Source organism: Actinopolyspora sp. BKK2 (assembly GCF_011291845.1).
Lineage (GTDB): Bacteria > Actinomycetota > Actinomycetes > Mycobacteriales > Pseudonocardiaceae > Actinopolyspora > Actinopolyspora saharensis.
Map to the genome: position 1 here is coordinate 588,624 of NZ_JAANTE010000002.1, position 26,225 is coordinate 614,848.

Here is a 26,225-nt window from a genome sequence, read left to right on the forward strand (position 1 = left end):
GGGTCCGCCGTGCGCGCGCCGGCCCGGGAGGAGTAGAGCCCGGTTCCGGGGTGTCCCACCCGAGTGGCTGTGGCGACCTCAGGTATCACGGTGGCGATGATACACAACTTTCACAAATTCGTGAATAGTATGAACACAGCTGTTCGGCGTCGGCTGCTCCGGAACGCTCCGGATGCGCTCGGATGCTCGCCCGCTGCCACCCGCTGTTAAGCTACACTGTTTTCACAAAGCAGTGAACTTTGGCAAATCGGTAAATCAGCTGTCCGGGCGGCTGAGCGAGCACTGCGGGAGGTTCCGGATGTCCGAGACAACGCCGAATCCCGCGCAGGGGCGCGACGAGCAGGAGGTGGCGCGCTTCGTCGAGCGCTTCGCCCTGGACTTCAGCGAGGCCGGGTTCCCCCGTATGGCCGCGCGGGTGTTCGTCCGGCTGCTGGTGACGGACGAGGGGTCCTGCACGGCGGCGGAGCTCGCCCGCTCCCTGCAGGTCAGCGCGGCGGCGATTTCCGGGGCCGTGCGCTACCTGATCCAAGTGGGGCTGGTCGTGCGCGAACGCGAACCGGGCAGCAGGCGTGATCACTACACCGTCCGCGACGACATGTGGTACGAGGCGTTCGCGCAACGCGACGAGCAGTTCCAGCACTGGGAGAACACCCTGCTGGAGGGTGTTTCCGCGCTCGGGGCGGAAACGGCGGCCGGAAGCAGGCTGGACGAGACGCGACGCTTCTTCGAGTTCCTGCGCGCCGAGCTGCCCAAGCTCATGGACAAGTGGCGTGCTCAGGAGGGGCGGGAGAAATAGAGTCGGCGGTTCGGTTTGCTTGACGGGGTGCTTGGCGGAACCTCTCGCTGGCTCTCGCTGCGGGTGCCCCGAGGTCGGGTAGCGGTCCGGGGGCGTGCGGTCTCGCGCGAAACGTCCCCCTCGTGCGGCGCGAGAACCCGCGGTCGGTCGGGTCGCGCAGGCTCACAGCGCTCGCGTTGGACGCGAAGCCTTGCGCGGGGAGTTCCGCGGCTGCTCGATGGGCGCGCCCCCGCGGCCGAGCGCCGACCGAGGTTCCGCCCCCCCGCACCGCTGCGTGAACCGAGCCGCCGTTCTCGAATTCAGGTGAGGCTGACACCGCGGGCGTTGAGCCAGGGCAGCGGGTTGATCTTCTTGCCGCTCTGGTTCCACACCTCGAAGTGCAGATGCGTTCCCGTGGAGAAGCCGCGGTTGCCCATGGTGGCGATCTGGTCGCCTGCCTCCACCTTCTCGCCCTCCTGCACGGTGATGCTGTGCACGTGGCCGTAGACGGTGATGGTGCCGTCGGTGTGCTGCACCCGCACCCAGAGGCCGAATCCGCTCGCGGAGCCGGCTTCGATCACCGTGCCCTCGGCGACGGAGGCGATTTTGGTGCCTTTGCTGTTGGCGATGTCGATGCCGTAGTGGGTGGTTCCCCAGCGTCCGCCGAATCCGGAGGTGAACGTGCCTTCCGCCGGGGCGACGTAGTCGGGTTGCTGCGCCTCGCGGATGGCCGCTTCGCGGGCGCGCTCGACGCGCTGGCTCTTGGCTATCTTGCGGACTTCGTCGTCGGTGTTGGCGGTGCGTGCCACGGGCAGCACCTCGGGGGAAGGTGCGGCCCCGCCGACGCCCGCGCTAGCGCCGTCCGAGCCCTTGGTCCCCGTGCTGTTGTCCTCGGTAGCGGTTCCCAACGAGGCGGCGGCTTCCTGGCTGGAAGCCAGCGGTGTGGAGTCGTCCTGCTGGGAGTCGGACTGGTCCTGTTCGGAAGCCATCGCCTGTCCGGCGGCTGCGAAGGCGCCTGCAGCGACGGCCGCGACGACGATTCGTCCGCGCCACACCGAGGAAGACGTCGGGGTCCGGTGCTTGCGGAATTGGTCCTTAGTGGACACCTCGTCCGAGTCGTGCTGTTTTACCGGGGCGTTTGTCTGACCGCCGGGGGAGCGGTATCGAGTCAATGCTTGACCTTCCGTCTCGGGGAGTCGGACCACAGGGCCGGGTTGGGGAGACCCGGTCCGGTCGTCGGGGTAACCGGTATTTGTCCCTGTTCGTGATCTGACTGTGACAACGGACGCCGGGACATTAACCAAGGGAGTCCCCTAGGGGCAAATCCCGATCGAGTCCGCTGCGGCTCGGCACGTGGGAGGCGCGCTGCTTCGCCCGTCGTTCCGGAACGGCTTTCCCGCTGTGTCATCCAGCGATCCGAACGTGGTCTTGCCTGCGTTTTTCCCGCGATGGCAGGACTGTCCTATTAGCATCGCGCTCGTGATCCGGCCGAGCACGCCGAGGTTGAGCGAGGGTACCGAAAAGTGTCTCAAGTCACAACTCGGTGTGATCGCCTCGCGGTGTGGTCGTTGACGTGTTCGGGGGTGGCTCGGCGGTAATGAACACGAAAAGTGTCCAATTGGAACGCTGAGTGTCCGACTCTCGTGTGGAGTGCTGAAAGACCCTCGCTCGAAAAGATGATTTCGGGGCTCGCTGCGTTGCGCGGGCCCTCGGGGCGTGCCCGCCCCGGGGTCTCGAGCTTGTTAGCGTCGATGCCGTGAATGCCCGTTCCGGTCAAGAGCCCGGAGCCGAGCCCGATGCCGCGGTCGGGTCCGGTCGACCCGGAAAATCGGACATGAGGACCACAGCGGACAGTGCTCCCGCCGGAGCGGGGAACCGCTCGTTGCGGGTGCTGCGGACGGCCTCCGGGGTCGCCGCGGTGGCGGCCCTGTGCATCGGTGCTGCTCCGCTGCTCGGTGTGGTCTCGCCGTCGGTTTCGCCCGCCTACACCTCCTGGCCGGTGCTGTTGCTGCTCGGCCTGCTACTTCCGGCGTTGTCCGCGCTCTTCCTCCGCTCGGGCCGTCCGGCCGCGGCGCGCGCAGTGCTGATCGCCGCGGGGGCGTTCGCACCGAGCGCGCTGCTGGACGACGTCCAACTGCTGGTCGAGCCCGGCCTGGTCACCGATCCCGCCTTGTTCCTGCGTGAGAGCCTCCACCCGCTGGCGCCCTCGAGCGGTGCCTGGCTGTTGTCGGCCGGGCACGTGTTGATCGGTGCTGCGGGAGTGCTCGCCTGGACCGCTCGCGGCCCCGCCGGTGCGAGCGAAGGCAGTCCCGCGGGCAGGAGACAGGGCCTGCTGGCCGGGGTGCTGTGCACCGCGGTGCTGGGTGCGATCGGCGCCCTGCTCGCCCGCTTCGTCTCCACCGATCCCTTCGTGCTCACCGGGACGGGGCCGGACACCTCCGTGCCGGTCTTCGCGGGGGACCTGCTGCTGGCGATCACCCTCCCGCTCGTCGCGGGCGTCGCCGTGAGCTCGGTGGACGCGGACACCGCGCGCGGAGGGCTGCTCGGTTCGGCGGCCGCCCTCGCGGGAACGACCGTCCCCGTGCTCGGAGCCGTGCTGTTCGACCCGGAGCTGTCGATCGGCTGGGGAGCGGTCTTCGAGCTGGTGGCCGTGGTCGCCTTCGCGGTGCTGGCCCTGCCCGCGGGACGGGTGGTCGACAGCGCGCCCGCCTCCGCCGAGATCGAGCTGCCCGGGCACGACAGGTTGTCCGTGGCCGCCGGGATCCTGGCGGTGCTCGCAGGGGCGCTGGCGGTCGTCGCCGCGCTGTCCCCCCAGCTGCGCACTGCCGAGGGGGAAGTCGGCCTGGCCGAGTACGTGAACCTGCGCCAGCCCCTGGTCGCCGGCTGCGCGTTCGCGCTGCTCGGTGCCGCCCTGCTCTTCCGCCGGGGAAGGGCGGCGCGTCCCGCGCTGGCGGTGGCCTGGGTGATCGTGGTGCTGGCCGGTGCCGCGAGCCTGGACATCGTGCTGCACGTGGCCCGCGCCACCGGAGCCGAATTGCTCGGCCTCGGCACGTGGCTGACGGTCGCCGCGATCCTGCTGGCCGGGGCCGCTGCCTGTTGCGCCGGACTGGCGGGCGGCATCGAGCGCGACGAGGTGGACCTGAGCGAGACGAGCGCCGACCGCGTGCTGATCGCGCCCGCGGTGCTGCTCGGACTGCTCACGGTCGCGGCCTTCACGCTCCCGGTGCTGACCGCGCCGGACTACGCCCCGCTCGGAATCCTGGCCGAGTTCGGCATCGCCTCGTGGGGGCTGCTCTGCGCGGTGCTGGCCGTGCTGGCGGCGCTGGTGCTGGTCCCCCTGGCGCGGGGCGAGCGCGCCGCCGGGCTGCTGGTCGGGTGCGCGCTGGTGCTCGCGATGCGTGCGCTGCAGGCCCCGTTGACGTCCTCCGGGGTGCCGGAATCAGCTCCCGGGGCGGGGCTGTGGTGCGCGTTGGCCGGTGTCGTGCTGGCCCTCGGGACGGCGGTCCGGGCGGCGCGCTCCCGTTCTTGATGTGAGCTTGACCGCTCCGTGCGACTCCCGCAGCACCGCACGGAGGGAATCGCCAGGTCGTGCCCGGTTGAGGGTGAGCGAGTTCACCGCATGCGCTGCTTCTGTCGTTCTCGCAGGTCGATATGGTTACCGGAGTCCGACACCGACGTCGCAGGAGAGTCGCGTGGACCTGTACGAATACCAGGCGAAGGAGATCTTCGCTTCCCACGGAATACCGACACTGCCCGGTTCCGTGGCCAATGATCCCAACGGGGCCAAGGCAGTCGCGGAAGAAATCGGCGGACCCGTGGTCGTCAAGGCCCAGGTCAAGGCCGGTGGTCGAGGCAAGGCCGGCGGTGTCAAGCTGGCCGAGACCCCTTCCGAGGCCGAAACCAAGGCCGAGGCGATCCTCGGGCTAGACATCAAGGGCCACACCACGCGTCAAGTGCTGGTCACCGAGGCCTCCGACATCGCGGACGAGTACTACCTCTCGTTCCTGCTCGACCGCGCCAATCGCAACTTCCTCGCGATGGCCTCGGTCGAGGGAGGCGTGGAGATCGAGGAGGTCGCGGCCAACAATCCCGACGCGTTGGCCAGGGTTCCGATCGACCCGATCCACGGTGTGGACGAGGCCAAGGCCCGCGAGATCGTCGAGGCGGCCAAGTTCCCGGCGGAAATCGTCGATCAGGTCACCACCATCGTCGCCCAGCTCTGGGAGGCGTTCGTGGCCGAGGACGCGACCCTGTTCGAGATCAACCCGCTGGTCAAGGATCCGCAGGGTAAGGTCATCGCCCTCGACGGCAAGGTCACCCTCGACGACAACGCCTCGTTCCGGAACTCCAAGCAGTCCGAGTACGAGGACGAGGGTGCCCAGGACCCGCTGGAGGCCAAGGCCAAGGCCAAGGACCTCAACTACGTCAAGCTCGACGGCGAGGTCGGCATCATCGGCAACGGTGCCGGTCTTGTTATGTCCACTTTGGACGTGGTCGCTTACGCGGGTGCCGAGCACAACGACGTCAAGCCCGCCAACTTCCTCGACATCGGCGGGGGAGCCTCCGCCGACGTCATGGCGGCCGGACTGGACGTCATCCTCGGCGATCCGGACGTGAAGTCCGTCTTCGTCAACGTTTTCGGCGGCATCACCGCCTGTGACGCTGTCGCGAACGGCATCGTCCAGGCGCTGAGGATGCTCGGCGACGAGGCGGCCAAGCCGCTGGTGGTCCGGCTCGACGGCAACAACGTCGAGGAGGGCAGGCGAATCCTGGCCGAGGCCGACCACCCGCTGGTCACATTGGTCGACACCATGGACGGCGCGGCCGACAAGGCCGCCGAGCTGGCTGCGGGCGAATAAGGGGCGAGCTGCTGTGTCAATCTTCCTCAACGAAAACAGTAAGGTCATCGTCCAGGGGATCACCGGTTCCGAGGGCACCAAGCACACCGCTCGGATGCTGCGTTCCGGAACGAACATCGTCGGCGGTGTGAACGCCCGCAAGGCCGGGCAGAGCGTCGAGATCGAGGGCAGCCAGCTGCCCGTCTTCGGCAGCGTCAAGGAGGCGATGGCCGAGACGGGGGCCGACGTCTCCGTGGTGTTCGTGCCGCCCAAGTTCGCCAAGGAAGCCGTGATCGAGGCGATCGACGCCGAGATCGGCCTCGCCGTGGTGATCACCGAGGGCATCCCGGTGCACGACGCGGCCTACTTCTGGTCGCACGCCAATGCGACCGGCAACCGGACCCGCATCGTCGGTCCGAACTGCCCCGGTGTGATCTCGCCGGGCAAGTCCAACGCGGGCATCATCCCGGCCGACATCACCTCGGGCGGCAAGATCGGCCTGGTGTCCAAGTCCGGCACGCTGACCTACCAGATGATGTACGAGCTGCGCGACATCGGTTTCTCCACCTGTGTCGGCATCGGTGGCGACCCGGTCATCGGGACCACCCACATCGACGCGCTGCGGTCCTTCGAGCAGGATCCGGAGACCGAGGCGATCGTCATGATCGGTGAGATCGGTGGTGACGCCGAGGAGCGCGCTGCCGAGTACATCAAGGAGAACGTCAGCAAGCCGGTCGTCGGCTACGTCGCGGGCTTCACCGCCCCCGAGGGCAAAACGATGGGGCACGCCGGCGCGATCGTCTCCGGCTCCGCGGGCACGGCGGACGCGAAGAAGGAGGCGCTGGAGGCAGCCGGGGTCAAGGTCGGCAAGACGCCGAGCGCGACCGCCAAGTTGATGCGTTCGATCATCAACGGCTGAGCACCGCGCCGTGGGACGGACACGCCGTCCGTCGGCCCGCACGCGGGTGCGACGGGCGGCGTTTCCGCGTCACGGGGCCGTGTCGCGTGTTCGCGTCACCGGGGCGGCTCGGGTGGCGCGTTCCTGTGACGCGGTTCCCGCGGGTTCGGTAGCGTCGTGATCGAGGTTCCGGCGCGCCCCTCGAACGAATGACCGCCGAACCGCTGTCTAACGATTCTCCGGTCAGGATGGAGTTCCCATGCCCGCGCCCTACCCCCCACCCCAGCAACCCGCCGCGGCGGAGCGGGCGAAGTTCGAGCTGGACGCGAAGTCGATCCTCGCGCTCGCCGCGGTCGCGCTCGGTCTGATCAGCTGGCTCCTCGGATTCTTCGGTTCGGCGGGAACCATGCTGTCCGGCACGGTCGGAGCCGCCGTGATCGGCACTGCCGTGCTGGCCGGGATGTGGTTGCTTCCCCGGGTTCCGAGCTCGGTCGTCGCGATGGTTCCGCTCGCGGTGTACGCGACGCTGGCGCTGCTGCAGGCGCTCATCCTCGCGTGGACCTCCGCGGCTCCGTGGGCGGGCGGGGGACCGGCCTCCGTCGTGCTGGTGCTGCTGGTCCTGCTGCAGACGGTTTCCGTCGTGGGGCTGCTGCTGTTCGAGTACCGGATCCTCACACCGCCCGCCGTGGGCGGGGGAGCCACCCAGCAGGTGGCCCACCCGGGGCCGGCCGGGCAACCGGGCCAACCCCAGCAGGGACAGCCCCAGCAGGGCCAACCCCAGCAGGGACAGCCCCAGCAGGGCGGGTGGAACCCGCAGAGCGGCCCCTACCCGGCCCAGCCCGGGGCACCGCAGCAGGGGGCACCGCAGCAGGGCGGCTGGAACCCCCAGTCGGGCGGTTTCGCACCGGGAACCGGTCAGGGCGTGGCCCAGCCCGGGCAGTTCGGGCAGCCCCAGCCGGCGCAGCCGCCCCAACCCCAGCCTGCCCAGCCGCAACCGGCTCAACCGCAGCCCGCGCAGCCGCAGGAGTACGCCCAGCCCGGTTCGTTCGCCCAGCAGCCCTACCAGGGTGGCCAGCAGAACCCCTACGCCAGGCCGAATCCTCACGAGCAGCAGTCCTCCCAGGAGCAGCAGGGGGATCCCTCGGGAGGTCCGCAGGGCACTCAGCAGATGCCCCATCCCGGGCAGCAGCCTCCGAGCTGAAGGCACCGGGTTCCGCACCGTGCGGCGACCGGCCGCGGTCGTCGCACGGGCGATTCCTCGATCGCGTGTTGGTTGAGTCCGTCGGGTGAGGTGGCGGGGCTTTCCCCCACACTTCCGTGATCACCCTTTCGGGGGCTGCGACGGCGCGTCGTCGCCAGCGCTCGGTGCGTGACTGACACCTTCGATCGTGTGACGGCACTCGATTCCGCTCAGATCGACGCTGCTCAGAACGACGACGCTGCCCAGAACAACGCTGCCGAGCCCGGTGTCACCGCCCGGCAGTGGGTGCGCGCGATCCGCGAGACGCTGTTGGCGTCCGTGCTGGTACTGGTGTCCGGCTACCTCGGAGTGGTCGTGCTGCTCTGGTGCGTCGTGGGAAGTGCCCCGCGGGCCGAGCTCGCCTGGCCCGCCGTGCTCGTGGCCGCCGTGCCGGGGTGGCTGGCCGCTTTCCAGATCCCCCTGCACATCCAGGGGGCGCCCCTGACGGCGCTGCCGCTGCTGCCCACCGCGCTGGCGGCGACGCTGATCGCGTGGGCCGCCGCGAAGGTGGCGCGGCGGGCACGACTGCGCAAGCCGGAACAGCTGCTGCCCGTGATCGTCGTGATGGGGCTGTCCCACGCGTTGCTCGGCCTCTCGTTCGCCCTGCTGCTCGGCACCGACGGTTCGCCGGTGCGCGCCGCCCCGTGGCGGGCCTTCGCCCACTGCGGCGCGACAGCCTCTCTCGCGGCTTTCGTGGGCACCGTGGACAGGTGCGGGGTCCTCTACCTGCTGTGGCAGCGCCTCTCCCGCCCGACGTGGCTGGCCCTGCGCGCGGGGGTGCTGGCCTCGGCCCTGGTGGTCGCGGCCGGGGCGCTGGTGTTCCTGGGCGCTTTCTGCGCGAGCCTGCCCGAGCTGCAGGAGCGTTCGGCCGAGCTGGGCAGCGTGGGAGCAGGCCTGGGGGCGTCCCTGCTCGCGGTGCTGTACGTGCCGAACGCGGTCGTCGGTGGTTGGTCCTTCGCCACCGGCGCGGGTTTCACGATGGGCGAGACCACGTTCACCCCGTTCGGAGGGGCGCTGCCGGAGCCGCTTCCGGTGCTGCCGCTGTTCGGCGTGCTGCCCGCGGAGCCCCCGCCCGGGTGGCTGGCCGGGGTGCTCGCGGTTCCCGCGCTCGTCGGGGTGGCGCTCGGGGTGCACTGCACGCGGGGCACCACCCGGGAGGACGGCAGGATGCGCGTGCTCGCTCTCGCGACGGTGCCGGTGGCGCTGTTCGTGCTCTCGCTGGCCCTGCTGGCCGGGGGCGGTTTGGGCGGGAGTCACGGTCCCCTCGGGCTGCGTCCCGTGCTCGCGGCCCTGGCCACGGTCGGATGGGTGGCCACGGGGGGTGGCTCGACCGTGTGGCTGCTCGGAGCGCGGAGTCCCGCGGACCGGGAGCAGGACGCGGTCGGGGCCCCGTGGGCGGGCCCGGAGCGCAGCGGTTCGGAGGAGCGGGACGAGTCCGCGGAGTGGGATCCCGCGGAGGAGTCCGCCGAGGTTTCGGAGCCTCCGGAGGGTCAGGGTCCGCCGGAGGACGAGGGCCCCGCCGAAGCGGATCCCTCCGAGGAGGAACCGCTCGAAGTGGAGGATCCGGATGCGGATCGGGACGTCGAGGAGGTCGACGACGCGGGCACTCCGGAGTCCGAAGAGGCCGTTCCGGTGGGCGTGCGCGGGGACGATTCCTCCACGGGAAGCGGCGCGGACCCGTACGGCGTGGCCGCGACCTCCGAGGCCGGTCCCGGCTGAGCGATCCCGCCGGGCCGGAACACGGAGAGTGCTGAGGGCGACACCACTCGGGTGGGGACCTGCCTGTGAGAGTCGTGAACAGGGCGCTTAGTCTGCGTGTGACATCAAGCGGAACCCTCAGGCCGTCGTCAGGAGTGCACACTGAGCGCCCCACTCCCCACCGCCACGGAGCAGCAGAACGTGTCGCCGGAGGAAGCTGAATCCGGCGTTCGGATTTTTCGACCGTCCCGCCCCGTGCGGGTGGTCGTCCTGGTTTCCGGTTCCGGCAGCCTGCTGCAGGCGTTGCTGGACGCCGTCGAAGACCCGGACTATCCGGTGCGAGTGGTCGCGGTGGGCGCGGACCGCACTGGTACGACCGGGACGGAACGGGCCGAACGCGCGGGTGTTCCCACGTTCACCTGCCGGTTGAAGGACTACTCGGACAGGCAGGAGTGGGACCGGGCCCTCGCCGAGGAGTGCGCTGCCCACCAGCCGGACCTGGTGGTCTCGGCCGGCTTCATGAAACTCGTCGGCCCCGACTTCCTCGCCCGCTTCGGGGGGTGCTACCTGAACAGCCACCCCGCGCTGCTGCCCTCGTTCCCCGGTATGCACGGCGTCCGCGACGCGCTGGAATACGGCGTCCGGGTGACCGGCTGTACCTTGTTCGTCGTCGACGAAGGGGTGGACACCGGACCGATCCTGGCTCAGCAGGCGGTCGAGGTGCTTCCCGATGACGACGAGCGGACTCTGCACGAACGAATCAAGGCCGAGGAACGGCGGACGCTGGTGCGAACGCTGGAACGGCTGGCAGAGCACGGCTGGACCGTGCGGGGACGAAAGGTGAGTATCGGCGTGACCACGAACTCGCAACAACGGCGGCCGGTTCGGCGCGCGTTGATCGGGGTCTCGGACAAGGCGGGTCTGCTTGAACTGGCCACCAGTCTGCACGCGGCCGGTGTGGAGATCGTCTCCACCGGCGGCACCGCCCGGACGATCTCGGAGGCCGGTGTGCCCGTGACCCCGGTCGAGGAGGTCACGGGGTTCCCCGAGGCGTTGGACGGTCGGGTCAAGACCCTCCACCCGCGGGTGCACGCCGGGCTGCTGGCGGACCAGCGCAAGCGGGAACACGTCGACCAGCTGAGTGAGCTCGACATTCCCGCCTTCGACCTGCTCGTGGTCAACCTGTACCCGTTCACGCGGACGGTCGAGTCCGGGGCGGACTCGGAGGAGGTCGTCGAGAACATCGACATCGGTGGCCCCGCCATGGTGCGCGCGGCGGCCAAGAACCACGCGAGCACGGCCGTGGTGGTGGAACCGAACAAGTACGACTGGGTGGTGCAACGAGTCCGCGACGGCGGCTTCGACTTCACCGAGCGGGCCGAGCTGGCCGCGGAGGCCTTCCGGCACACCGCCTCCTACGACGTGGCCGTCGCGAGCTGGATGACCGGGAAGAACAGCCCGGAGGAGGAGAGCTTCCCCGGCTGGATGGGGGAGACGTGGCAGCGGCGCAGCGCGCTGCGCTACGGCGAGAACCCGCACCAGCCGGCCGCGCTGTACGTCTCGGGCGGGGAGGCGACCGGTCTCGCCGCGGCGGCGCAGCTGCACGGCAAGGAGATGTCCTACAACAACTACGTGGACGCCGACGCGGCCTGGCGGGCAGCGCACGATCACGAGCGGACCTGCGTCGCCGTGGTCAAGCACGCCAATCCCTGCGGGATCGCGGTCTCGGAAGGCGGCGACGTCGCCGAGGCGCACCGCAAGGCGCACGAGTGCGATCCGGTCAGCGCCTTCGGGGGCGTGATCGCCACGAACAGCGAGGTCTCGGTCGCGATGGCGGAGCAGATCGCCGAGGTGTTCACCGAGGTCGTGGTCGCTCCGAGCTACGCCGAGGGCGCGCTGGAAGTGCTCACGCGCAAGAAGAACGTGCGCATCCTGACCACTCAGCCGCCGCGCGGTGGGCGGGTCGAGATGCGCGCGATCTCGGGCGGACTGCTGGTGCAGGGCGCCGACGCGATCGACGCCTCCGGGGACGACCCGGCCAACTGGACGCTGGCCGCCGGAGAACCCGTGGACGAGGCCACGCTGCGGGACCTGGCCTTCGCCTGGCACACCTGCCGCGCGGTGAAGTCGAACGCGATCCTGCTCGCGGACGACGGCGCCACGGTCGGTGTCGGGATGGGTCAGGTCAATCGCGTGGACGCGGCCAGGCTCGCGGTCTCCCGCGCCGGGGACCGGGTGCGTGGCTCGGTGGCGGCTTCGGACGCCTTCTTCCCGTTCCCGGACGGGTTGCAGGTGCTGCTGGACGCCGGGGTGCGCGCGGTGGTGCAGCCCGGTGGTTCGGTGCGCGACGAGGAGGTGAGCGCGGCGGCGGCCGCCGCCGGCGTTCCGCTCTACCTGACCGGGACCAGGCACTTCGCCCACTGAGCGGGTTCCCGCGCGCCTTGCGATGTTCGCTCGCGGGGTCGGCGGCGGTCTCCCTCTCCGGGGGAGCCGCCGCCGATTCGTCAGAGGCTCAGCGGCACTGCGTTGCTCCATAAGCCTTGTCGAAGTCGCCCGCGCGTAGGTCCTGTTCCTTGATGACGATGTAGAGGGAGTTGGAGGGGCCGCCGAAGTCGAAGTGCCGGTTTCCGCCGCTCAGTTCGAGCAGCAGATGCGCTTTTTCGGGGCCGTGGAACATCGTGGCCTGTTGCCAGCTCGGGAATCCGCCCATCAGGTGGCCGAAGAACCGCTCGTCCTTTTTCGGGTCGCCGCTGTCGCTCTCGGCGATTGACTTGTGCGCGTAGTTCAACTGGCCGCTCGATTCCAGGTCCTCGAGTTCCTGCGCCAGATCAGGCGCCAGTCTTTCGAGATCCTCGTCGCCCGGAGCCGTGAGCACGGCGCGTCCGTTCAGTGCTTCTTCCGCGTGACGTTGGACGCCTTCGGGCGGGGAGGTCGTCACGGCGGTCGCGGGATCCGCGTGCATCACCTTGGCACCACAGCTATAACCCGACTTGGCGAAGAAGTTGAGCACGCCGTGGTGGGGCAGCAGTCCGTCGGGATGCATCGGGCCGACGACCGCGAGGTCGACGACCACGGCCAGCTCGAGCGGGATTTCCGGGAGCTTGTAATCGTACGGCCATCCGGTGCCCGGGGGTAGCAGCGCGTCGCCACCGAAGCGGGAGAGGCCCAGTGGTTCGCCGATGTCGCTGTTCGAGCACATCTCGACCCCGGTGTGCGCGAAAGCCGTGATTCGTTCGGCCAGTGAGGTGTTCACGTGGCGGGCCAGGTTCCGGGTCATGCGCTCGCGTCGCTGTTCCGGATCGATCATGGAGCTACTTTCGCATCCACCTCCGACAGAGCCGGGACTTCCCGGGATCGAGAGCGCTGCTGTCAGGTGGTGCCCGTTCCCTGGAGCCAGATGTGCCAGGGCTGGGCGGCGACCCACCGCGCGATCGGTGTCGTTGTGATCCCGAGCTCGCGCCGCACGGTGTCGTGATCGGCGACGAACAGTTCCGAGTCCGGCTCCTCGGCCAGCCAGCGGTAGATACCGCCGACGCCGGAAGCTGCTTCCGGGCCCATCACCCGGCCGAGCCTGCTCTCGAACTCGCCGACCTCCTGCGGCCGGAAGACGATCCGCCGGCCCATTCCCCGGGAGAACTCCGCGGCGAGCTCGGCGCCGGTGACCGCTTCCGGACCGCCGATGCGCAGCGTGGTGTTCTCCAGGCCCTCCCGGTGCAGCGCGGCGACCGTGGCTGCGGCGAGGTCGTCGTGGGACAGCCAGGAGACCCGCAGGTCGGCGGGCAGCGGGTAGGACAGCACGCCGTCCCCGGCCAGTTCGGGACCGTTCCAGGGGCTGAATATGTTGTCCAGGTACACCGGCGGGCGCAAGGTGACCACGGGTAGTCCGCTGTCGCGGAGGATGGCCTCCGCGATTCGTCTGGTGTCGTAGGCCGCGTACGAGGTGTCGGTGTCCGGCACCGGTGTGTTGGTGTTGTAGACCAGCCGACGAACGTTCGCCTCGCGGGCGGCTGTCACGATGTTGTTGGCGTAGGTCTCGATCGTTGCCACGTCGAACACCAGCGGGAGCACCACCGAGGCGTGGGTTACTCCCTCGAACGCCTCGCGCACCGCGTTGCGGTCGGCCAGGTCGCCGTGTGCGGTCGGGACACCGTCGGTTCCCCGGTTCGGCGCACCACTTCCCCGCGTGAACCCCCTGACCTCGTGACCTCCCGCTCGCAGGGCGCGCGCCACGGCGCCCCCCTGGAAGCCGTTCGAACCGATCACCAGGTGTGCGTCCTTCTCGGTCACTCGACGTCCTCCCGCGGCTAGGGGGTCCCCGTTCCACCATTCCGTCAGATGTGGACAGCCGATCGAAGACTTCGTTGTCGTTTCGTGATCTCGGTGAGCGAGTCCCAAGCAGCTCCGCGGTGTTCGATCACCAGTTCGAGTGATCGTCTTGACCCGGGCATTCGGGTGCGGTTTACTGGACCTGTTCGAACAGACGTTCGAACGATTCGGTGGCCGGCGTCGGGGGCCGGCCACCCTCACGGGGAGCACGCCGTGTCGGGTGCGGCGTGTGGACGACGGTCGTCGCCGTGGTGACCGGTGCCGGAAGTTCGGGGTTGCGGCACCGGTCCGGGGAACACGGGGACGTCTGCGGTGTCGTTTTCGAACACCGCGCGGGACGGCCACGGCTTCGCGGGTGTGCCCGGCCGTCCCGCTCCCCGGGAGCCACGCCGGGGCGCCGATGTCGGCGACGCGGCGAATGTCGAATATGTCGTACCGGCACTGTCCGGAAACGGGCGAGGGCTACCATCCGGGCGTGGCCGAAAACGACTCCATGGATCACACGGAGCCGAGTTTCGAGATCGGCAAAGACGGGCTGGGCGGTATCGTCGTAGGGATGGACGGTAGCCCGGCCAGCTTTCATGCCGCGGCATGGGCGGCGGGCCTTGCTCGGCGCGAGCGGTCTCGTCTGGTGCTCGTCTACGTCGAAGCGGTGGGAGGAGTGGCCTACTGGTCACCGATGGGCGTGGCCGTGGCCAGTGAAGCCGCCGAGAGCCTCGTGGCCGATCTGAAGCAGGAACTGGTCACCCACCTGAAATGGATCGACATCGACTGGGACTTCGTCCACCACCGGGGTGACCCGGCAGTGGGACTGGAACAGGTGGCCGAGGAGTACCGCTCCGACCTCATCGTCGTCGGCCGCTCCCGCAGACGCGGCGGACTGCTCGGAACAGTGCCCGCGACGTTGGTGGTTGAGGCTGTGCGGCCCGTTGTTGTCGTCCCCTGAAGAGAAGGAGAGTCGGCGGGGCCTTCTGCTTGGGTGGTCACTTGGCGGAACCTCAGTCGGCGCCCGGCTGCGGGTGCCCCGACATCGGGTAGCGACCTACACAACGTCGGTGCCGTCCTCGCCGGGCACTCGACTGAGAACCCGCGGCGGTGCCGACTGCGCAGGATCAAAGCGCTCGCGTTGGAGCGGCGGGTTTCCGAGAGCTCAGGTTTTCCGGGAACTCGAGTTGCGTGGCTGGCCGTCAGCCGGCACGTGAGTCGGCGCCTTGCTGTGTTGGGCACGCTCTTGAGTAGCGACCTACGCGGCGAGCGGCCCGGCCTTGCAATGCATCCGACTCACGCACCGGAGCTTCTCGTTCTGCGTGGGCTGAAGCGCTCGCGTTGGGGGGGAGGCTTTTCTGGGACTGGCTTGGCGTAGGTGGTCCCGGGCGGAACCTTGGTCGGCGCCCGGCTGCGGGTGCCCCGAGGTCGGGTAGTGGTCCGGGATTCGTACGGTTTCGCGCGAAACGCTCCAGCACGTGGTCCGGGAGCACGCTGCGCGCGGTCGCGGGGCGGAACGTCCTCCCGCGACCGCGCGCCACCGGTCGGCTCGGGGCCGTCAGCCCTCCATCGGAGGACGCCGCGCCTCATTGCCGCTCAACGCCACCAGAGTGCCGTCCGCGAGCAGTTCGTTGACCGAGGCGGGAAGCACGTAGGCGGTACCGCCCCCGGGCTGTTCGAACCACGGAACCGCCGTGCCGCACAGCACCTGCACGGGACGCTGCACGCGGTAGGCGAAGTAGTTCCGGCTCGCCCACTGCGGCGGCAGCGAACGCTGGCTGTACGGAGTGCGGATCGCGTACATGACGTTGCCCTCCGGATCACCGAAGCGGTCCACCTCGGCACCCGGCTGCAGCATCATGTTCTGCCTGCTGCGGTACAACGTCAGCGGCGGCTCGCCCCGGAGCGGCTGAATGGGCTGCTCCCCGCCGGGACGAGGTGGCTGCGGTGCGGCGGGAGCTCCCTGCTGCGGAGGCTGTTGCCCACCCATCGGAGGCTGCTGCCCGTTCTGCGGCGGCTGGGCCTGCCCCGGAGCGGGCCCCTGCGCACCCGGCCCCGGCTGTGGCTGCCCCGGAGCTCCGGGCGCGTTCGGGTGCGGCGGGCGCGGAGGCGGCGGTGGAGCGGCTCCGCCCGGCCGTGCTGCCGGAGGAACTCCCGGAGGCTGCTGACCCTCCGCACCGGGAGCGGCCTGCGGCGGGGCGGATGGAGGCTGCTGAGCGGCCTGACCGGGAGCGGGCTGCTCGGCAGCTCCCGACTGCTCGGAACGAGGGGGCCGCTTCGGCAGCGGCGGGGGCATCTGCCCGGGCGGAGGAGTGCCCGCCGCATCGCTGTCCTGCTCGGGTGTCCGCTCCGCCAGGGGCTCCGGTTCGGAGGGAGCGGCCTGCGGGGCCTCGGCCGCGATTTCCTCGGGCGCGGGAGCGGCGGGAACTCCGGAATCGCTTCCGGCAGCGGCGGAGGAGGGCTCCGGCCCGCCGGGCTGCTGAGGTGCGTCGTCCCGGCTTTCGGTGGCCGCGAACAGGAAGTTCCCCCCGGAGTCGTTGGCGGGCTCCGCATCGGTGGCGCCGCGCCGCCTGGGCAGCTCTCCCAGCGGGGACTCGGCGGGAGCCGCCTCCGCCTGTTCGGCCCGCTCGTCGTTCTCGACGGGAGTCGCCTCCCGCGCCTCGGTGGCGCTCTCGGGAGCTCCGAGCAGTTCATCCGCGGGGGAGGGACGCGCCTCCTCCCGGACGGCGGGTTCCTCCCGGACGGCGGGTTCCTCGACGGAGTCCGACTCGGACGGGGGAGGAACGGGGGCGGAGTCCGCGGAGCCGTCGAGCAGCAGGCTGCCGAGCAGATAGGCGCAGGCCTGGTCGGGGCGGACGAAGCGCATCACCTCGTCGTCCTCCGGGCTCGTGACGATCCAGTCGGGGTCCTCGTCGAACAGCGACCGGACTTCTGCCGAACGGACCCCGAGGCTGTACTCGGAAGGATGAACCCCGAGTTCGTCGAACCGCTCGCGCAGCTGCGCGAAGATCGTCTCCGCGTCCTCCTCCTGATCGTCGGCGCGCCCGTGGCGGGAGGCGGCGACTACCTCGTCGAAGGAACGCGGTTCCTCCTGGACGACCGGGTCCTCGTCCTCCGGAGCGGACCTCGGCTCAGCGCGCTCTTCCGCCGTGAACGGGGAGCTTCCCGGGGACTCCGCGAGCGGGTCGTACGAACGTGCCGGTGCCTCGGAGATCGATTCCCGGTGGAAGTCCTCCTCCGCGCGTTCCGGAGAGCTCTCCGGAACGTCCTCGTCCGGTCGCTCGGCGAAGTGGGGCACGGCCTGCTCCGGGGTGGCCGCCATGGTCGTGGTGACGGCTTCGGTCCCACCGCTGCCGTCGAGGGCGGCGCCGTCGTTCCCCAGCGGGAGCCCCTCGGGGGTGTCCGGGATGTTCGCGGAGCGCTCGGCCTCGGCCGTGGTCTCCGCGGCGCGGGCGGCCCTTTCGGCGGCCTCCCGCACGGCGGGATCGAGCTCGACGACCGCGAAACTCGCGGAGCGGATGTGCTGGACCAGTTCGGGCTGCGGCGGCATGCCGTACTGCGCCAGGTAGTAGGGAACGGCGCCCGGCCAGAGCCAGGTTCCGTCGCTGTGCCAGCTGTCCGGGACGGCCTCGGGCCGGTTCGGATCCAGCAGGTCCGGCCCGTAGCTCTCCGCGGGAAGCACCACGGGAGCGCTTTCGAGGTAGCGCAGCAGTGGTTCGTTCTCCTGCGGGGAGAGCGGAGGACGACCGTGGACGAGTGGACGCCCCTGCTCGTCCACGTCGTCGAACACGCGCGCCGTGATCAGACGGGGGCCCGCGGCTTCCTCACCAGCTGGGGCACTTTCGTGCGGTTCGGGCCGTCCCGGCGCTTCGGACTCCGGACGGCGGGGTTCCCGAACCGGCAGGGCGTCCGAGGGCTGCGCGAGGGCGTCCGAGGACTGCACGCTCGACAGCCGCGCGCTCATCCAGTCCGGGATGTTGTCCTCGGAACGCGGGTAGCGGCGCAGCTCCTCGGCGTAGGACTCGGGAGGCAGCGGCTGCTGCCACTGCGGTTCCTCGTCGAAGTTGATGTCGATCCGGTAGCTCGACGGGCGCTCCACTGTGTACAGCGCGCTGAGCCATGTGCCGACGTCGGGCCTGTACATCCCCTCGCGGAGGTGCTCGAAAATTCCGTTCAGCTCCTCCGGCGGCTCCCATGCTCGGCTATCGCCGTCCTGCAGGGTCACTTCCGCGAGCAGGTCGTGATACTCGCCCGTGGCGCGGTACTCCACGGTAACCTGTTGCCAGTCCTCGGGGGCCTCCTGCAGCAGCAGGACCCCGATCCTGCGTGCTATCTGTTCCTGCTCTTCCGGGCTGATCGCTGTCGGGCGCGACATGGGTGTCATCCTCCCCCTCTCAACCGGGCCCTCCGACTCCACCCCACGTTGACGTTACTCGATCGACGCCCGGAGACGTCGCCCGGCTTTCGGGTTTCCGCTGGTCGAAACGAATTGGACTTCGCGCGGACCGGACGAGGTTTCGTGAGCACACTCTGCCCAGTACGGGCTCGGCGGGACACCCCTTCGCGGTCGTTATCGCTCGATCGGGGAGTGGGGTGAGTCGAGTCGGGACCCACCGCGCGGAGCGATTGGCAGATCCGTCACAACCGCGCGGTCGGCGAGGGGGCGAGCCGTTACGGTCGTCGCGTGAGTGCCGAGACCGTTCTTCGCTCCCGCAGTCCCGGTTCCGAACTGCTCGTTCGCGCTCTCGGCGTGCTGGGGGCCGCCGCCGTGGGCTTCCTGCTGGCCTTGCAGTCCAGGGTGAACGGTGCGCTGGGGACCCAGCTGCGGGACCCGTTGGCCGCTTCGGTGGTTTCCTTCGGGGGCGGGTTGACGGTGCTGCTCGTCGTGGTGGCCGTCACCCCGAGCGCGCGCCGCGGCTTCGGCAGGCTCGCGCGCACCATCCGCGCCGGCACCGGGATCAGGCCCTGGCAGTGCGTCGGCGGTGTCTGCGGTGCTTTCCTCGTGTTCAGCCAGAGCGTGGCCGCCAGCCTGCTCGGCGTCGCGCTGTTCACCGTCGGTGCCGTCGGAGGGCAGGTCGCCAGTGGACTCGTGGTGGACCGCCTGGGACTCGGCTCGGGAGTCACCCGGCACCTGACCGTTCCGCGGGTGCTCGGTGCGCTGCTGGCCCTGGTGGCCGTGGTCGTCGCCGTATCGGCCCGGCTGGGCGCGGCCCACGTGAGCTGGTTGGTGCTGCTTCCCGTGCTCGCGGGAACCGGGGTGGCCTGGCAGCAGGCCATGAACGGCCTCGTCAAGCAGACGGCGGACTCGGCGGTGTCGGCTGCCACGCTGAACTTCGGGACGGGGACGGTCGCGCTGCTGGTGGCCTTTGGAGTGGAGATCGTGCTGCACGGTTTCCCCGTCGAGTGGCCGGCCACCCCCTGGCTGTACATCGGCGGGTTGCTCGGGATATTCGTCGTGTCGGGCTCGGCGATCCTGGTGCACTACACCGGGGTGCTGCTGTTGAGCATGGGCATCGTCTCCGGGCAGCTGATCGGCGCGCTGGCGTTGGACCTGCTGCTGCCCGTGAGCGGTTCGCACGTGGACGTGGGGACCGTGCTGGGGATCTGCCTGGCGCTGTTCGCGGTCGCCGTGGCCTCCGTGGAAAGGGGTGGAGTGTCCTCCCGTGCGAGATCTGCGAGGATAACCAACCGTGAGCGCCACGATTCTTGACGGTAAGGCCACCAAGAACGCCATCTTCGACGAGCTGCGGCCCAGGGTGGCCGCGCTCGCGGAACAGGGCCGCACGCCGGGGCTGGCCACGGTGCTGGTGGGCGACGACCCCGCCTCGCACTCCTACGTGCGCGGCAAGCACAACGACTGCGCGCAGGTCGGCATCGAGTCGATCCGCAAGGAGCTGCCCGCCGACATCGGTCAGGCCGAGCTCGAGGGCGTGATCGACGAGCTCAACGCCGACCCGGCGTGCACGGGCTACATCGTCCAGCTGCCGGTCCCCGATCACCTCGACACCGGGGCCCTGCTGCAGCGGGTCGACGTGCGCAAGGACGCCGACGGGCTCAACCCGGTCAGCCTCGGAAGGCTGGTCCTGGGGGAGCCGGCCCCGCTGCCGTGCACCCCGCGCGGGATCGTCGAGCTGCTGCGCCGCTACGGCGTCGAGCTGAACGGGGCCCACGTCGCGGTCCTCGGGCGCGGGATCACCGTCGGCAGGCCCCTGGGGCTGCTGCTGACCCGGCGCAGCGAGAACGCGACCGTCACGTTGTGCCACACGGGGACCAAGGACGTCGCCGCCGAGCTGGCCAGGGCCGATGTCGTGGTGGCCGCGGCGGGCAAGCCGAACCTGGTCACACCGGACATGATCAAGCCGGGTGCCGCCGTTCTCGACGTGGGGGTGACCCGCGGTGAGAGCGGCCCGATGGGTGATGTCCACCCGGACGTGGCCGAGGTGGCCGGTTTCCTCTCGCCGAACCCGGGCGGTATCGGTCCGATGACCCGCGCGATGCTGCTGAACAACGTGGTCGAGGCCGCGGAGCGCGCGGCGGAGTGATCGGGCGAGTCGCTCGCGGGACGTGGGGAGCTGCCCCGGGCGGTTCCCACGTTCCACGGGCGTCGAGCGCCCGTTCCGGAATCCGCGCTCCGGGGGCGAGTGCCCGGTTCGGGCGAGCCGTCGGTTCCCCGGCCCACTGATCAGGTCCTGCGAACGGCTTCGGAGAGGGACGATGTTCGACCGGTTCGTCGGTGGACGCGGCTCGGTGCACCTGTGGTTCGCGCTCGTGGTGCTGGTCGCGCTGCTCGGGCTGCTGCGCGTGGCCATGTCGCACTGGAGGGACGGCGCGACCCTGCTCGGCGGTGCCTTCCTGCTCGCCGCGGTGTTCAGGGCCGGGCTGTCCTCGGAGCGGGTCGGTCTGCTGGCCATCCGGAGTCGCCCGGTGGACGTGGTGCTCTACGGGGCGCTCGGGGCGGTCATCGTGTTCGTGGCCGTCACGATCAAGGGTGGCCCCCTGGCGGGTTGACGGGCCGGGCTCCGTCCGTCGAGCGGCGTCAGCAGCTCACCACCACCCGAGCAGTCGGTACTGCCGCGCGGAACGAGCCGCCGAACTTCCGATCAGTCCCACCAGAAGGTCCACTGCCTGCGGCCGCGTATCTCCTCGGCGTACGTGGAGATGCTGCCCGTGTCCTGCATGATCCGGTCCGGGGCGAACGTCCAGTGCTCCGCTGCCACGGCCGCGGCGTGTTCGGCGCGGATCGGCGGGGCCGCCACGCTGAGGTCCAGCCGGTCGGGACCGAGGCGCAGCACGCGGGCCCCGAAGCGGTTCTCCCAGCTGCGCAGCATCGCGGACAGCCCGGCCGAGCGGGAGACGTGGTTCGTGGCTCCCGACCACCCGAGCACGGTGAGCACGTCGGCCCCGCGGGGGGCCGGTACCAGGCCGAGCCGGGTCTGCTCCTCGAGCAGCCGCTGGGTCAGCTGGTTGGCGAGCACGGTCGGGTCGGCCAGCAGGTCGCCGGGCGCCGCGAGGCCGGGGCAGGAGTGCCCGAACGGGGCGAGGCTCTCCGCGTCGTAGGCTGGGCCGAGTTCGGAGTCGACCTGGCACAGGCCGTCCCAGATCCTGCTCATGACCTGCTCGGGCTGCCACTTGTCGATGTGGGCCCGCGGCTCCGGAGTGACCACGCCGACGGTGCAGCGGTCGCCGTACAGCTCGGTGTCGTCCACCAGCAGCAGTGGCCACAGCCCGTTGTAGCTGCTCTCGGCGCGCAGTGTTGCCAACAGCTGTGCGGAGGGGGGCTCCTTGCTCATCCAGCAGAGCGGTCCGGGATCGTGGTTTCCGTCGATCCTGGTGGACTGCTCGGCCAGCAGTTCACCGGCCGGTAGCTCGACCCGGCCTGCGAAGCCGATCCGCAGCGTTGCGAACGGATCCGCCGCGGTTTCGTCCTTCGGGGGTTCCCATGGCACTGCACCGCCTCCTCACCAAGCGGCCACACGCCGCGAGCGGCGGGTCGGGATCATCGCTTTGGCGATCAGTGTGCCATTCCGACGGGGTGAACTCCGAACGCAGGACCTTGATTCGATGTGTGGTACCTGACCTTTCCTCCTTCGAAGGAGTGAATGTCACTCGACCGGAGGAGCCTGAAGTGCTTCCGGACGGTCCGGGGAGCTGTTCGGAGAGCACGCGGTTCAGGCTCCCGCCGGATGTCCTTCCACCTCGCAGTCCCCTCCGGGGAAGACGAGCCGTTCGTGTCCGTCGTCGAAGCGGACCAGGTACGGGGGCTCCCCGTTCTCCCCGCGGACCTCGAGGATCACCCCGGCGCGATCGGGTTGCTCGACCGTGCGGCTGTGCACGTAGAACCGTTCTCCTGTGGCGGCCTTCATGAGTAGTCACCTCCTGACGGGTCGTGCCTCCAGGCTAGGTGACCGGTGCCACATTTCGCAGGTCTCCGTCGAGTGAGTAGCCCACATCAGCCGGGTGACTTCGCGGGTGGACGCGCACGGCTCAGTCGCCGCCCTCGCCGCCTTCACCGCCCTCGGAGCCACCTGAGTCGCCGGACTCGCCGGAACCACCGGACTCGCCGGAACCACCGGACTCGCCGGAACCACCGGAACCGCCGGAGCAGATGTCGAGCACCTGCTGAGCGTGCGCGAGCTTCTGCTGGGTCCACTCGGCGCTGTTGTCGATGGTCACTTCTCCGGACGCCACTCGCTCGGCGGAACTCTGCATGTCGCGCAGGGCTCGCTGCAGTGCCTGGTCGCTGGTCCGGTTCGCGAGGTTGCCGAGTTCCTCGGCCTTGCTGCGGGCCTTCTCCTGGGCCTGCTGCGGATCGGAGAAGTTCGGCACGAACTGCACGGCTCCGGTGGCCTTGGCGCAGGTCTGGGCGGTGTCCAGACTCTTCTGCGCCTGGTCGATGCCCTCCTGGGCGTTCTGCACGCCTTGCTGGGCCTCCTGCAACTCGCCACACGCCGCTGTGGCCGTCAGCATGGGAAGGGCCAGAACGAGCATCACGAGCTTGCTGCGGATACGCATGGGTCCTCCGTCGTCGGCGCGGGTTCTCAGTCCTCCCGCCTCGTGCAGCCTACCGACTCCCCGGCCCGGGCAAGGTGCCTTCGCGCGTTCCGACACCGGTCGCGGGACGGCGGAGCGGGGGTCAGCTCGGTGTTATCCAGGCCATCACCTTCGGCGGAAGTCCCAGGTCGGCGAGCCACGGGACGGCGCCGACCCGGTAGAGCACCACGGCGGACAGGATCGTGGCTGCGATGGTCAGCCCCGGGCCGATGATCGCCAGTTCGACCTTGCCCCCGGTCTTCATCCGCAGGGCCTTCGGAGGGGCGACGGGGTACCAGGTCTGGCCCTTGAGGGGGGTGGGCCAGAGCATCGGGCAGCCCTGCTCGGTGATGGCGTCGCCGATGAAGTGGGCCACGCACCCGATCATGACCGCTACCCCGAACGCGGCCGCGTCGTGCGGCTGGTTGCCGCTCCAGGCCCAGCACACGATGGTCAGCGTCAGCGAAACGGCCGCGATCAGCAGCGCGTCGCTCTGCGGGGACCAGTTGTTCATCAGCCCCCGGACGGTGAGCCCGGCGAAGACGAACATCAGCACGCCGAGGGCGGCGCCGTTGCTGCTCTGCACGATGGCCGTGGTGATCAGCCCGGCCAGTATCGCGAACACGATGGTGTGGGTGAAGCCCCGGTGCGTGCCCGAGCGGTCGCTGTCGTGCTGGGTCCGGGTCAGGCGGTACATGAAGCCGCTGAACCCGCTCAGGGCGGCCGAGACGCCGCGCGACATTCCGCCGAAGGTGCGGGCCACGGTGGACTTCGGGTGGTCGATGTCCGGCAGCAGCGCGGCCCCTGTCGCCAGGGTCGCGCCCACCACCCAGGTCTTGGGGGTGAGCTGACCGATGGTGTGCGAACCGGCGGACGCCGTCACGGCGGCCCATGCCGCGAGTCCGCTCATCGCGTGGGTGGGTCCGGTCGCCACGAGGTTCCTCCAAGATCACGGTACGTGTCGAGCGTAGCGTCCCCGTGGACGTCGCCGGGGGACCCGCGCCGGAAAACCGGCTGCGGTGGGAGAACCCGGTGGCGTTGTTGTGTCGTTGCTCACGGGATCGGTGGTTCCGCGGGGCTGGGGCGGCCTGCTGCGCAGGGTCGTGTCGGGTGGTGGAACGTCTGCCGGAGGCGGGAGCTGCGACGGGTGGGGCTCACAGTCGGCCCGTTTAGCAGTACGCTTGTACCGTTTGCGTTTCTCGTGCGAGAGGAGCACCCCGCCACATGAGCAAGATCAAGGTACTCGGAACCGTCGCCGAGCTCGACGGCGACGAGATGACCCGCATCATCTGGTCCTTCATCAAGGACAAGCTGATCCACCCCTACCTGGACATCAACCTCGACTACTACGACCTGGGCGTCGAGAACAGGGACGCCACCGATGACCAGGTGACCGTCGACGCGGCCAACGCGATCTCCAAGCACGGCGTCGGCGTCAAGTGCGCCACCATCACCCCGGACGAGGCCCGCGTGGACGAGTTCGGACTGAAGAAGATGTGGCGCAGCCCGAACGGCACGATCCGCAACATCCTCGGCGGCGTGATCTTCCGCGAGCCGATCGTCATCTCCAACATCCCGCGGTACGTGCCGACCTGGACCAAGCCGGTCGTCATCGGCAGGCACGCGCACGCCGACCAGTACAAGGCCACCGACTTCAAGGTTCCCGGCGCGGGCACCGTGACCGTGACCTACACGCCGGCCGACGGTTCCGAGCCGATGGAGCTCGAGGTCGCCAACTTCCCCGAAGAGGGTGGTGTGGCGATGGCCATGTACAACTACCGGCGCTCCATCGAGGAGTTCGCGCGGGCCTCGTTCCGCTACGGCCTCGAGCGGGGCTACCCGGTCTACATGTCCACCAAGAACACGATCCTCAAGTCCTACGACGGTCTGTTCAAGGACGTGTTCGAGGAGATCTACGAGAACGAGTTCAAGGCCGACTTCGAGGCCAACGGGCTCGAGTACGAGCACCGGCTGATCGACGACATGGTCGCCACCGCGCTGAAGTGGGAGGGCGGCTACGTCTGGGCCTGCAAGAACTACGACGGTGACGTCCAGTCCGACACGGTCGCCCAGGGCTACGGTTCCCTCGGCCTGATGACCTCGGTGCTGATGACCGAGAACGGAACCGTCGAGGCCGAGGCCGCGCACGGCACGGTCACCAGGCACTACCGCAGGCACCAGCAGGGTCAGGAGACCTCCACCAACCCGATCGCGTCCATCTTCGCGTGGACCCGCGGGCTGCAGCAGCGCGGCAAGCTGGACTCGACCCCCGAGGTCGTCGAGTTCGCCAAGGCGCTGGAGCAGGTCGTCATCGAGACCGTCGAGAGCGGCAAGATGACCAAGGACCTCGCGCTGCTGGTCGGTGGCGACCAGGGGCACCTGAACACCCAGGACTTCCTGAACGCGCTGGACGAGAACCTGCAGAAGAAGATGGCTCAGCGCTGAGGTTCGCCTCCGGGGTCGTCCTGGACCGCCGCTGGCTCGGCGGAACCTTCCGCCGGTGACCGGATCGGCAGGACGGCCGTGTCCGACGCGGTGCGCCGCAGGTGCGCCGCCGCGTCGGAGGGATGACTACGCCGTCCCGGCGTGCGGGGAAACCGCACGGTGGGGCGGCGTTTCTCATGTCGTCGCCCGATCTCGCCCGCGACTGGAGGACCGGTGCGGGGACCGGCCGCGCCTCGTGTCCGGTCCAGTTCTGCCTGTAACTGCGCGGAACCCTGAGCCGCGGACGGGGGTGCCCCTCGCGTCTCGGTACTCGAACTGGGAGCAGCATCACAAACCGATTCGGTCGCTTTACCGACCGAACCGGTCGGTAACTCGCGTAGCATCGCGGACGTGACAAGACCGTTCCGGGAGCAGGTGGACGAGCAGATCCTCGACCGCGCGGCCGAGCTGTTCGCCCAGCACGGATTCGCCCAGACATCGCTGAAGGCGCTGGCCGAGGCGGTCGGCCTGTCCAAGGCGGGGTTGCTGCACCACTACCCCAGCAAGGAAGCGATCCACGAGGCCGCGCTGGAGACGGGGCGCGCGCAGGCCCGCCTGGTGTTCGAGGACGTCACCCGGCTGCGGCCCGGTCCGGATCGGGACCGGCGTGCGCTGGAACTGCTGACCGACGTCGCCCTGGAAAGGCCAGGCCTGGTCTCGCTGGCCTTCCGGCCGATCACGGCCCCGGGGGACCACCCCGTGATGCTCGACGGGGAGGACATGCTCATCCACGAGATCTTCGTCCTCGATCCGGATGAGCAGAGCACGGAACGGTTCATCCGGGTCGTCGGTGCGTTGAGCGCGCTGGCCGTGCTCACGCTGACCGCCAACCGCGAAGGCGACAAGACCACGTGGCGCCCCCGGATCATCGCCACCTGCTTCGACGCGCTCGGCCACGCCGGCGCCGATGTTTCTTCGTACGGTTCCGAACCGCTGGAGGACTGACTTCAC

General features: G+C 69.8%; 21 protein-coding genes and 1 pseudogene. 14 read left to right on the plus strand and 8 right to left on the minus strand.

Annotation, left to right across the window (positions count from 1 at the left end; all coding sequences use genetic code 11):
* Nucleotides 1–298 precede the first annotated feature (298 nt).
* Entirely contained in the window at nt 299–796 is a 498-nt protein-coding gene (locus G9Q41_RS06560; RefSeq protein WP_092526266.1) for a MarR family transcriptional regulator, read from the plus strand.
* 299 nt (nt 797–1,095) lie between these two features.
* Here the strand turns inward: G9Q41_RS06560 and G9Q41_RS06565 are convergent, their stop codons facing one another.
* Complete coding sequence (locus G9Q41_RS06565; protein WP_092527971.1) at nt 1,096–1,830, minus strand: M23 family metallopeptidase; 735 nt, start codon at nt 1,828–1,830, stop codon at nt 1,096–1,098.
* 779 nt (nt 1,831–2,609) lie between these two features.
* Between G9Q41_RS06565 and G9Q41_RS06570 the strand changes: the two genes are divergently transcribed.
* The 7 genes and pseudogenes from G9Q41_RS06570 to purH all read left to right on the plus strand — a co-directional run bounded on the left by G9Q41_RS06570 (nt 2,610) and on the right by purH (nt 11,873).
* Nucleotides 2,610–4,304: a hypothetical protein gene (locus tag G9Q41_RS06570; protein ID WP_165631790.1), complete on the plus strand. Its 1,695-nt coding sequence runs from the start codon at nt 2,610–2,612 to the stop codon at nt 4,302–4,304.
* Between the two features lie 163 nt (nt 4,305–4,467).
* A complete protein-coding gene (sucC, locus tag G9Q41_RS06575; RefSeq protein WP_092526272.1) occupies nt 4,468–5,634 on the plus strand; it encodes an ADP-forming succinate--CoA ligase subunit beta in 1,167 nt (388 codons plus the stop codon).
* Nucleotides 5,635–5,647: 13 nt separating this feature from the next.
* Nucleotides 5,648–6,532 (plus strand): succinate--CoA ligase subunit alpha, encoded by an 885-nt coding sequence (gene sucD / locus G9Q41_RS06580; RefSeq protein ID WP_092526275.1) that lies wholly within the window; start codon nt 5,648–5,650, stop codon nt 6,530–6,532.
* Nucleotides 6,533–6,770: 238 nt separating this feature from the next.
* Entirely contained in the window at nt 6,771–7,712 is a 942-nt protein-coding gene (locus G9Q41_RS06585; protein WP_165631789.1) for a DUF5336 domain-containing protein, read from the plus strand.
* Between the two features lie 189 nt (nt 7,713–7,901).
* Nucleotides 7,902–9,470: a DUF6350 family protein gene (locus G9Q41_RS06590; protein ID WP_165631788.1), complete on the plus strand. Its 1,569-nt coding sequence runs from the start codon at nt 7,902–7,904 to the stop codon at nt 9,468–9,470.
* 240 nt (nt 9,471–9,710) lie between these two features.
* Nucleotides 9,711–10,259: pseudogene (purN, locus tag G9Q41_RS22620) on the plus strand (phosphoribosylglycinamide formyltransferase); the annotation flags it as partial.
* 42 nt (nt 10,260–10,301) lie between these two features.
* Nucleotides 10,302–11,873, plus strand: a complete 1,572-nt coding sequence (gene purH, locus G9Q41_RS06595) for a bifunctional phosphoribosylaminoimidazolecarboxamide formyltransferase/IMP cyclohydrolase (RefSeq protein WP_347567477.1) — start codon at nt 10,302–10,304, stop codon at nt 11,871–11,873.
* Nucleotides 11,874–11,961: 88 nt separating this feature from the next.
* Here purH and G9Q41_RS06600 read toward each other — a convergent pair whose 3' ends face one another.
* The gene (locus G9Q41_RS06600; protein WP_165631786.1) at nt 11,962–12,756 is read right to left on the minus strand and encodes a DUF1963 domain-containing protein; all 795 of its coding nucleotides are present in this window, start codon (nt 12,754–12,756) and stop codon (nt 11,962–11,964) included.
* A gap of 62 nt (nt 12,757–12,818) precedes the next feature.
* Nucleotides 12,819–13,736, minus strand: coding sequence for an NmrA family NAD(P)-binding protein (locus G9Q41_RS06605; RefSeq protein ID WP_165631785.1), 918 nt, complete (start codon nt 13,734–13,736; stop codon nt 12,819–12,821).
* 514 nt (nt 13,737–14,250) lie between these two features.
* Here G9Q41_RS06605 and G9Q41_RS06610 point away from each other — a divergent pair.
* Nucleotides 14,251–14,721, plus strand: coding sequence for a universal stress protein (locus G9Q41_RS06610; RefSeq protein ID WP_245695908.1), 471 nt, complete (start codon nt 14,251–14,253; stop codon nt 14,719–14,721).
* A gap of 597 nt (nt 14,722–15,318) precedes the next feature.
* Here the strand turns inward: G9Q41_RS06610 and G9Q41_RS06615 are convergent.
* Nucleotides 15,319–18,135, minus strand: coding sequence for a TNT domain-containing protein (locus G9Q41_RS06615; RefSeq protein WP_165631784.1), 2,817 nt, complete (start codon nt 18,133–18,135; stop codon nt 15,319–15,321).
* A gap of 309 nt (nt 18,136–18,444) precedes the next feature.
* On the opposite strand from G9Q41_RS06615, the gene G9Q41_RS06620 reads away from it, so the two are divergent.
* From G9Q41_RS06620 to G9Q41_RS06630, 3 genes are all read left to right on the plus strand, one after another.
* Nucleotides 18,445–19,470, plus strand: coding sequence for a DMT family transporter (locus G9Q41_RS06620; RefSeq protein ID WP_347567457.1), 1,026 nt, complete (start codon nt 18,445–18,447; stop codon nt 19,468–19,470).
* Nucleotides 19,451–20,302: a bifunctional methylenetetrahydrofolate dehydrogenase/methenyltetrahydrofolate cyclohydrolase gene (locus tag G9Q41_RS06625; protein ID WP_092526299.1), complete on the plus strand. Its 852-nt coding sequence runs from the start codon at nt 19,451–19,453 to the stop codon at nt 20,300–20,302. The genes G9Q41_RS06620 and G9Q41_RS06625 overlap by 20 nt, the downstream gene beginning before the upstream one ends.
* 172 nt (nt 20,303–20,474) lie before the next feature.
* Nucleotides 20,475–20,768, plus strand: a complete 294-nt coding sequence (locus G9Q41_RS06630) for a DUF3017 domain-containing protein (RefSeq protein ID WP_092526302.1) — start codon at nt 20,475–20,477, stop codon at nt 20,766–20,768.
* A gap of 92 nt (nt 20,769–20,860) precedes the next feature.
* Here G9Q41_RS06630 and G9Q41_RS06635 read toward each other — a convergent pair whose 3' ends face one another.
* The 4 genes from G9Q41_RS06635 to G9Q41_RS06650 form a co-directional block, all read right to left on the minus strand.
* The gene (locus G9Q41_RS06635; protein WP_092526305.1) at nt 20,861–21,706 is read right to left on the minus strand and encodes a DUF4253 domain-containing protein; all 846 of its coding nucleotides are present in this window, start codon (nt 21,704–21,706) and stop codon (nt 20,861–20,863) included.
* Nucleotides 21,707–21,928: 222 nt separating this feature from the next.
* Entirely contained in the window at nt 21,929–22,123 is a 195-nt protein-coding gene (locus G9Q41_RS06640) for a DUF1918 domain-containing protein (RefSeq protein ID WP_092526308.1), read from the minus strand.
* Nucleotides 22,124–22,244: 121 nt separating this feature from the next.
* On the minus strand, nt 22,245–22,772 hold the full coding sequence (locus G9Q41_RS06645; RefSeq protein ID WP_207630546.1) for a hypothetical protein: 528 nt from the start codon (nt 22,770–22,772) through the stop codon (nt 22,245–22,247).
* A 121-nt stretch (nt 22,773–22,893) separates the two neighbouring features.
* Nucleotides 22,894–23,724, minus strand: coding sequence for a metal-dependent hydrolase (locus G9Q41_RS06650; protein ID WP_165631783.1), 831 nt, complete (start codon nt 23,722–23,724; stop codon nt 22,894–22,896).
* 290 nt (nt 23,725–24,014) lie between these two features.
* On the opposite strand from G9Q41_RS06650, the gene G9Q41_RS06655 reads away from it, so the two are divergent.
* Both G9Q41_RS06655 and G9Q41_RS06660 read left to right on the plus strand, forming a co-directional pair.
* Nucleotides 24,015–25,235 (plus strand): NADP-dependent isocitrate dehydrogenase, encoded by a 1,221-nt coding sequence (locus G9Q41_RS06655; RefSeq protein ID WP_092526317.1) that lies wholly within the window; start codon nt 24,015–24,017, stop codon nt 25,233–25,235.
* A gap of 390 nt (nt 25,236–25,625) precedes the next feature.
* Complete coding sequence (locus tag G9Q41_RS06660) at nt 25,626–26,219, plus strand: helix-turn-helix domain-containing protein (RefSeq protein ID WP_347567456.1); 594 nt, start codon at nt 25,626–25,628, stop codon at nt 26,217–26,219.
* The last annotated feature ends 6 nt before the right edge of the window (nt 26,220–26,225 follow it).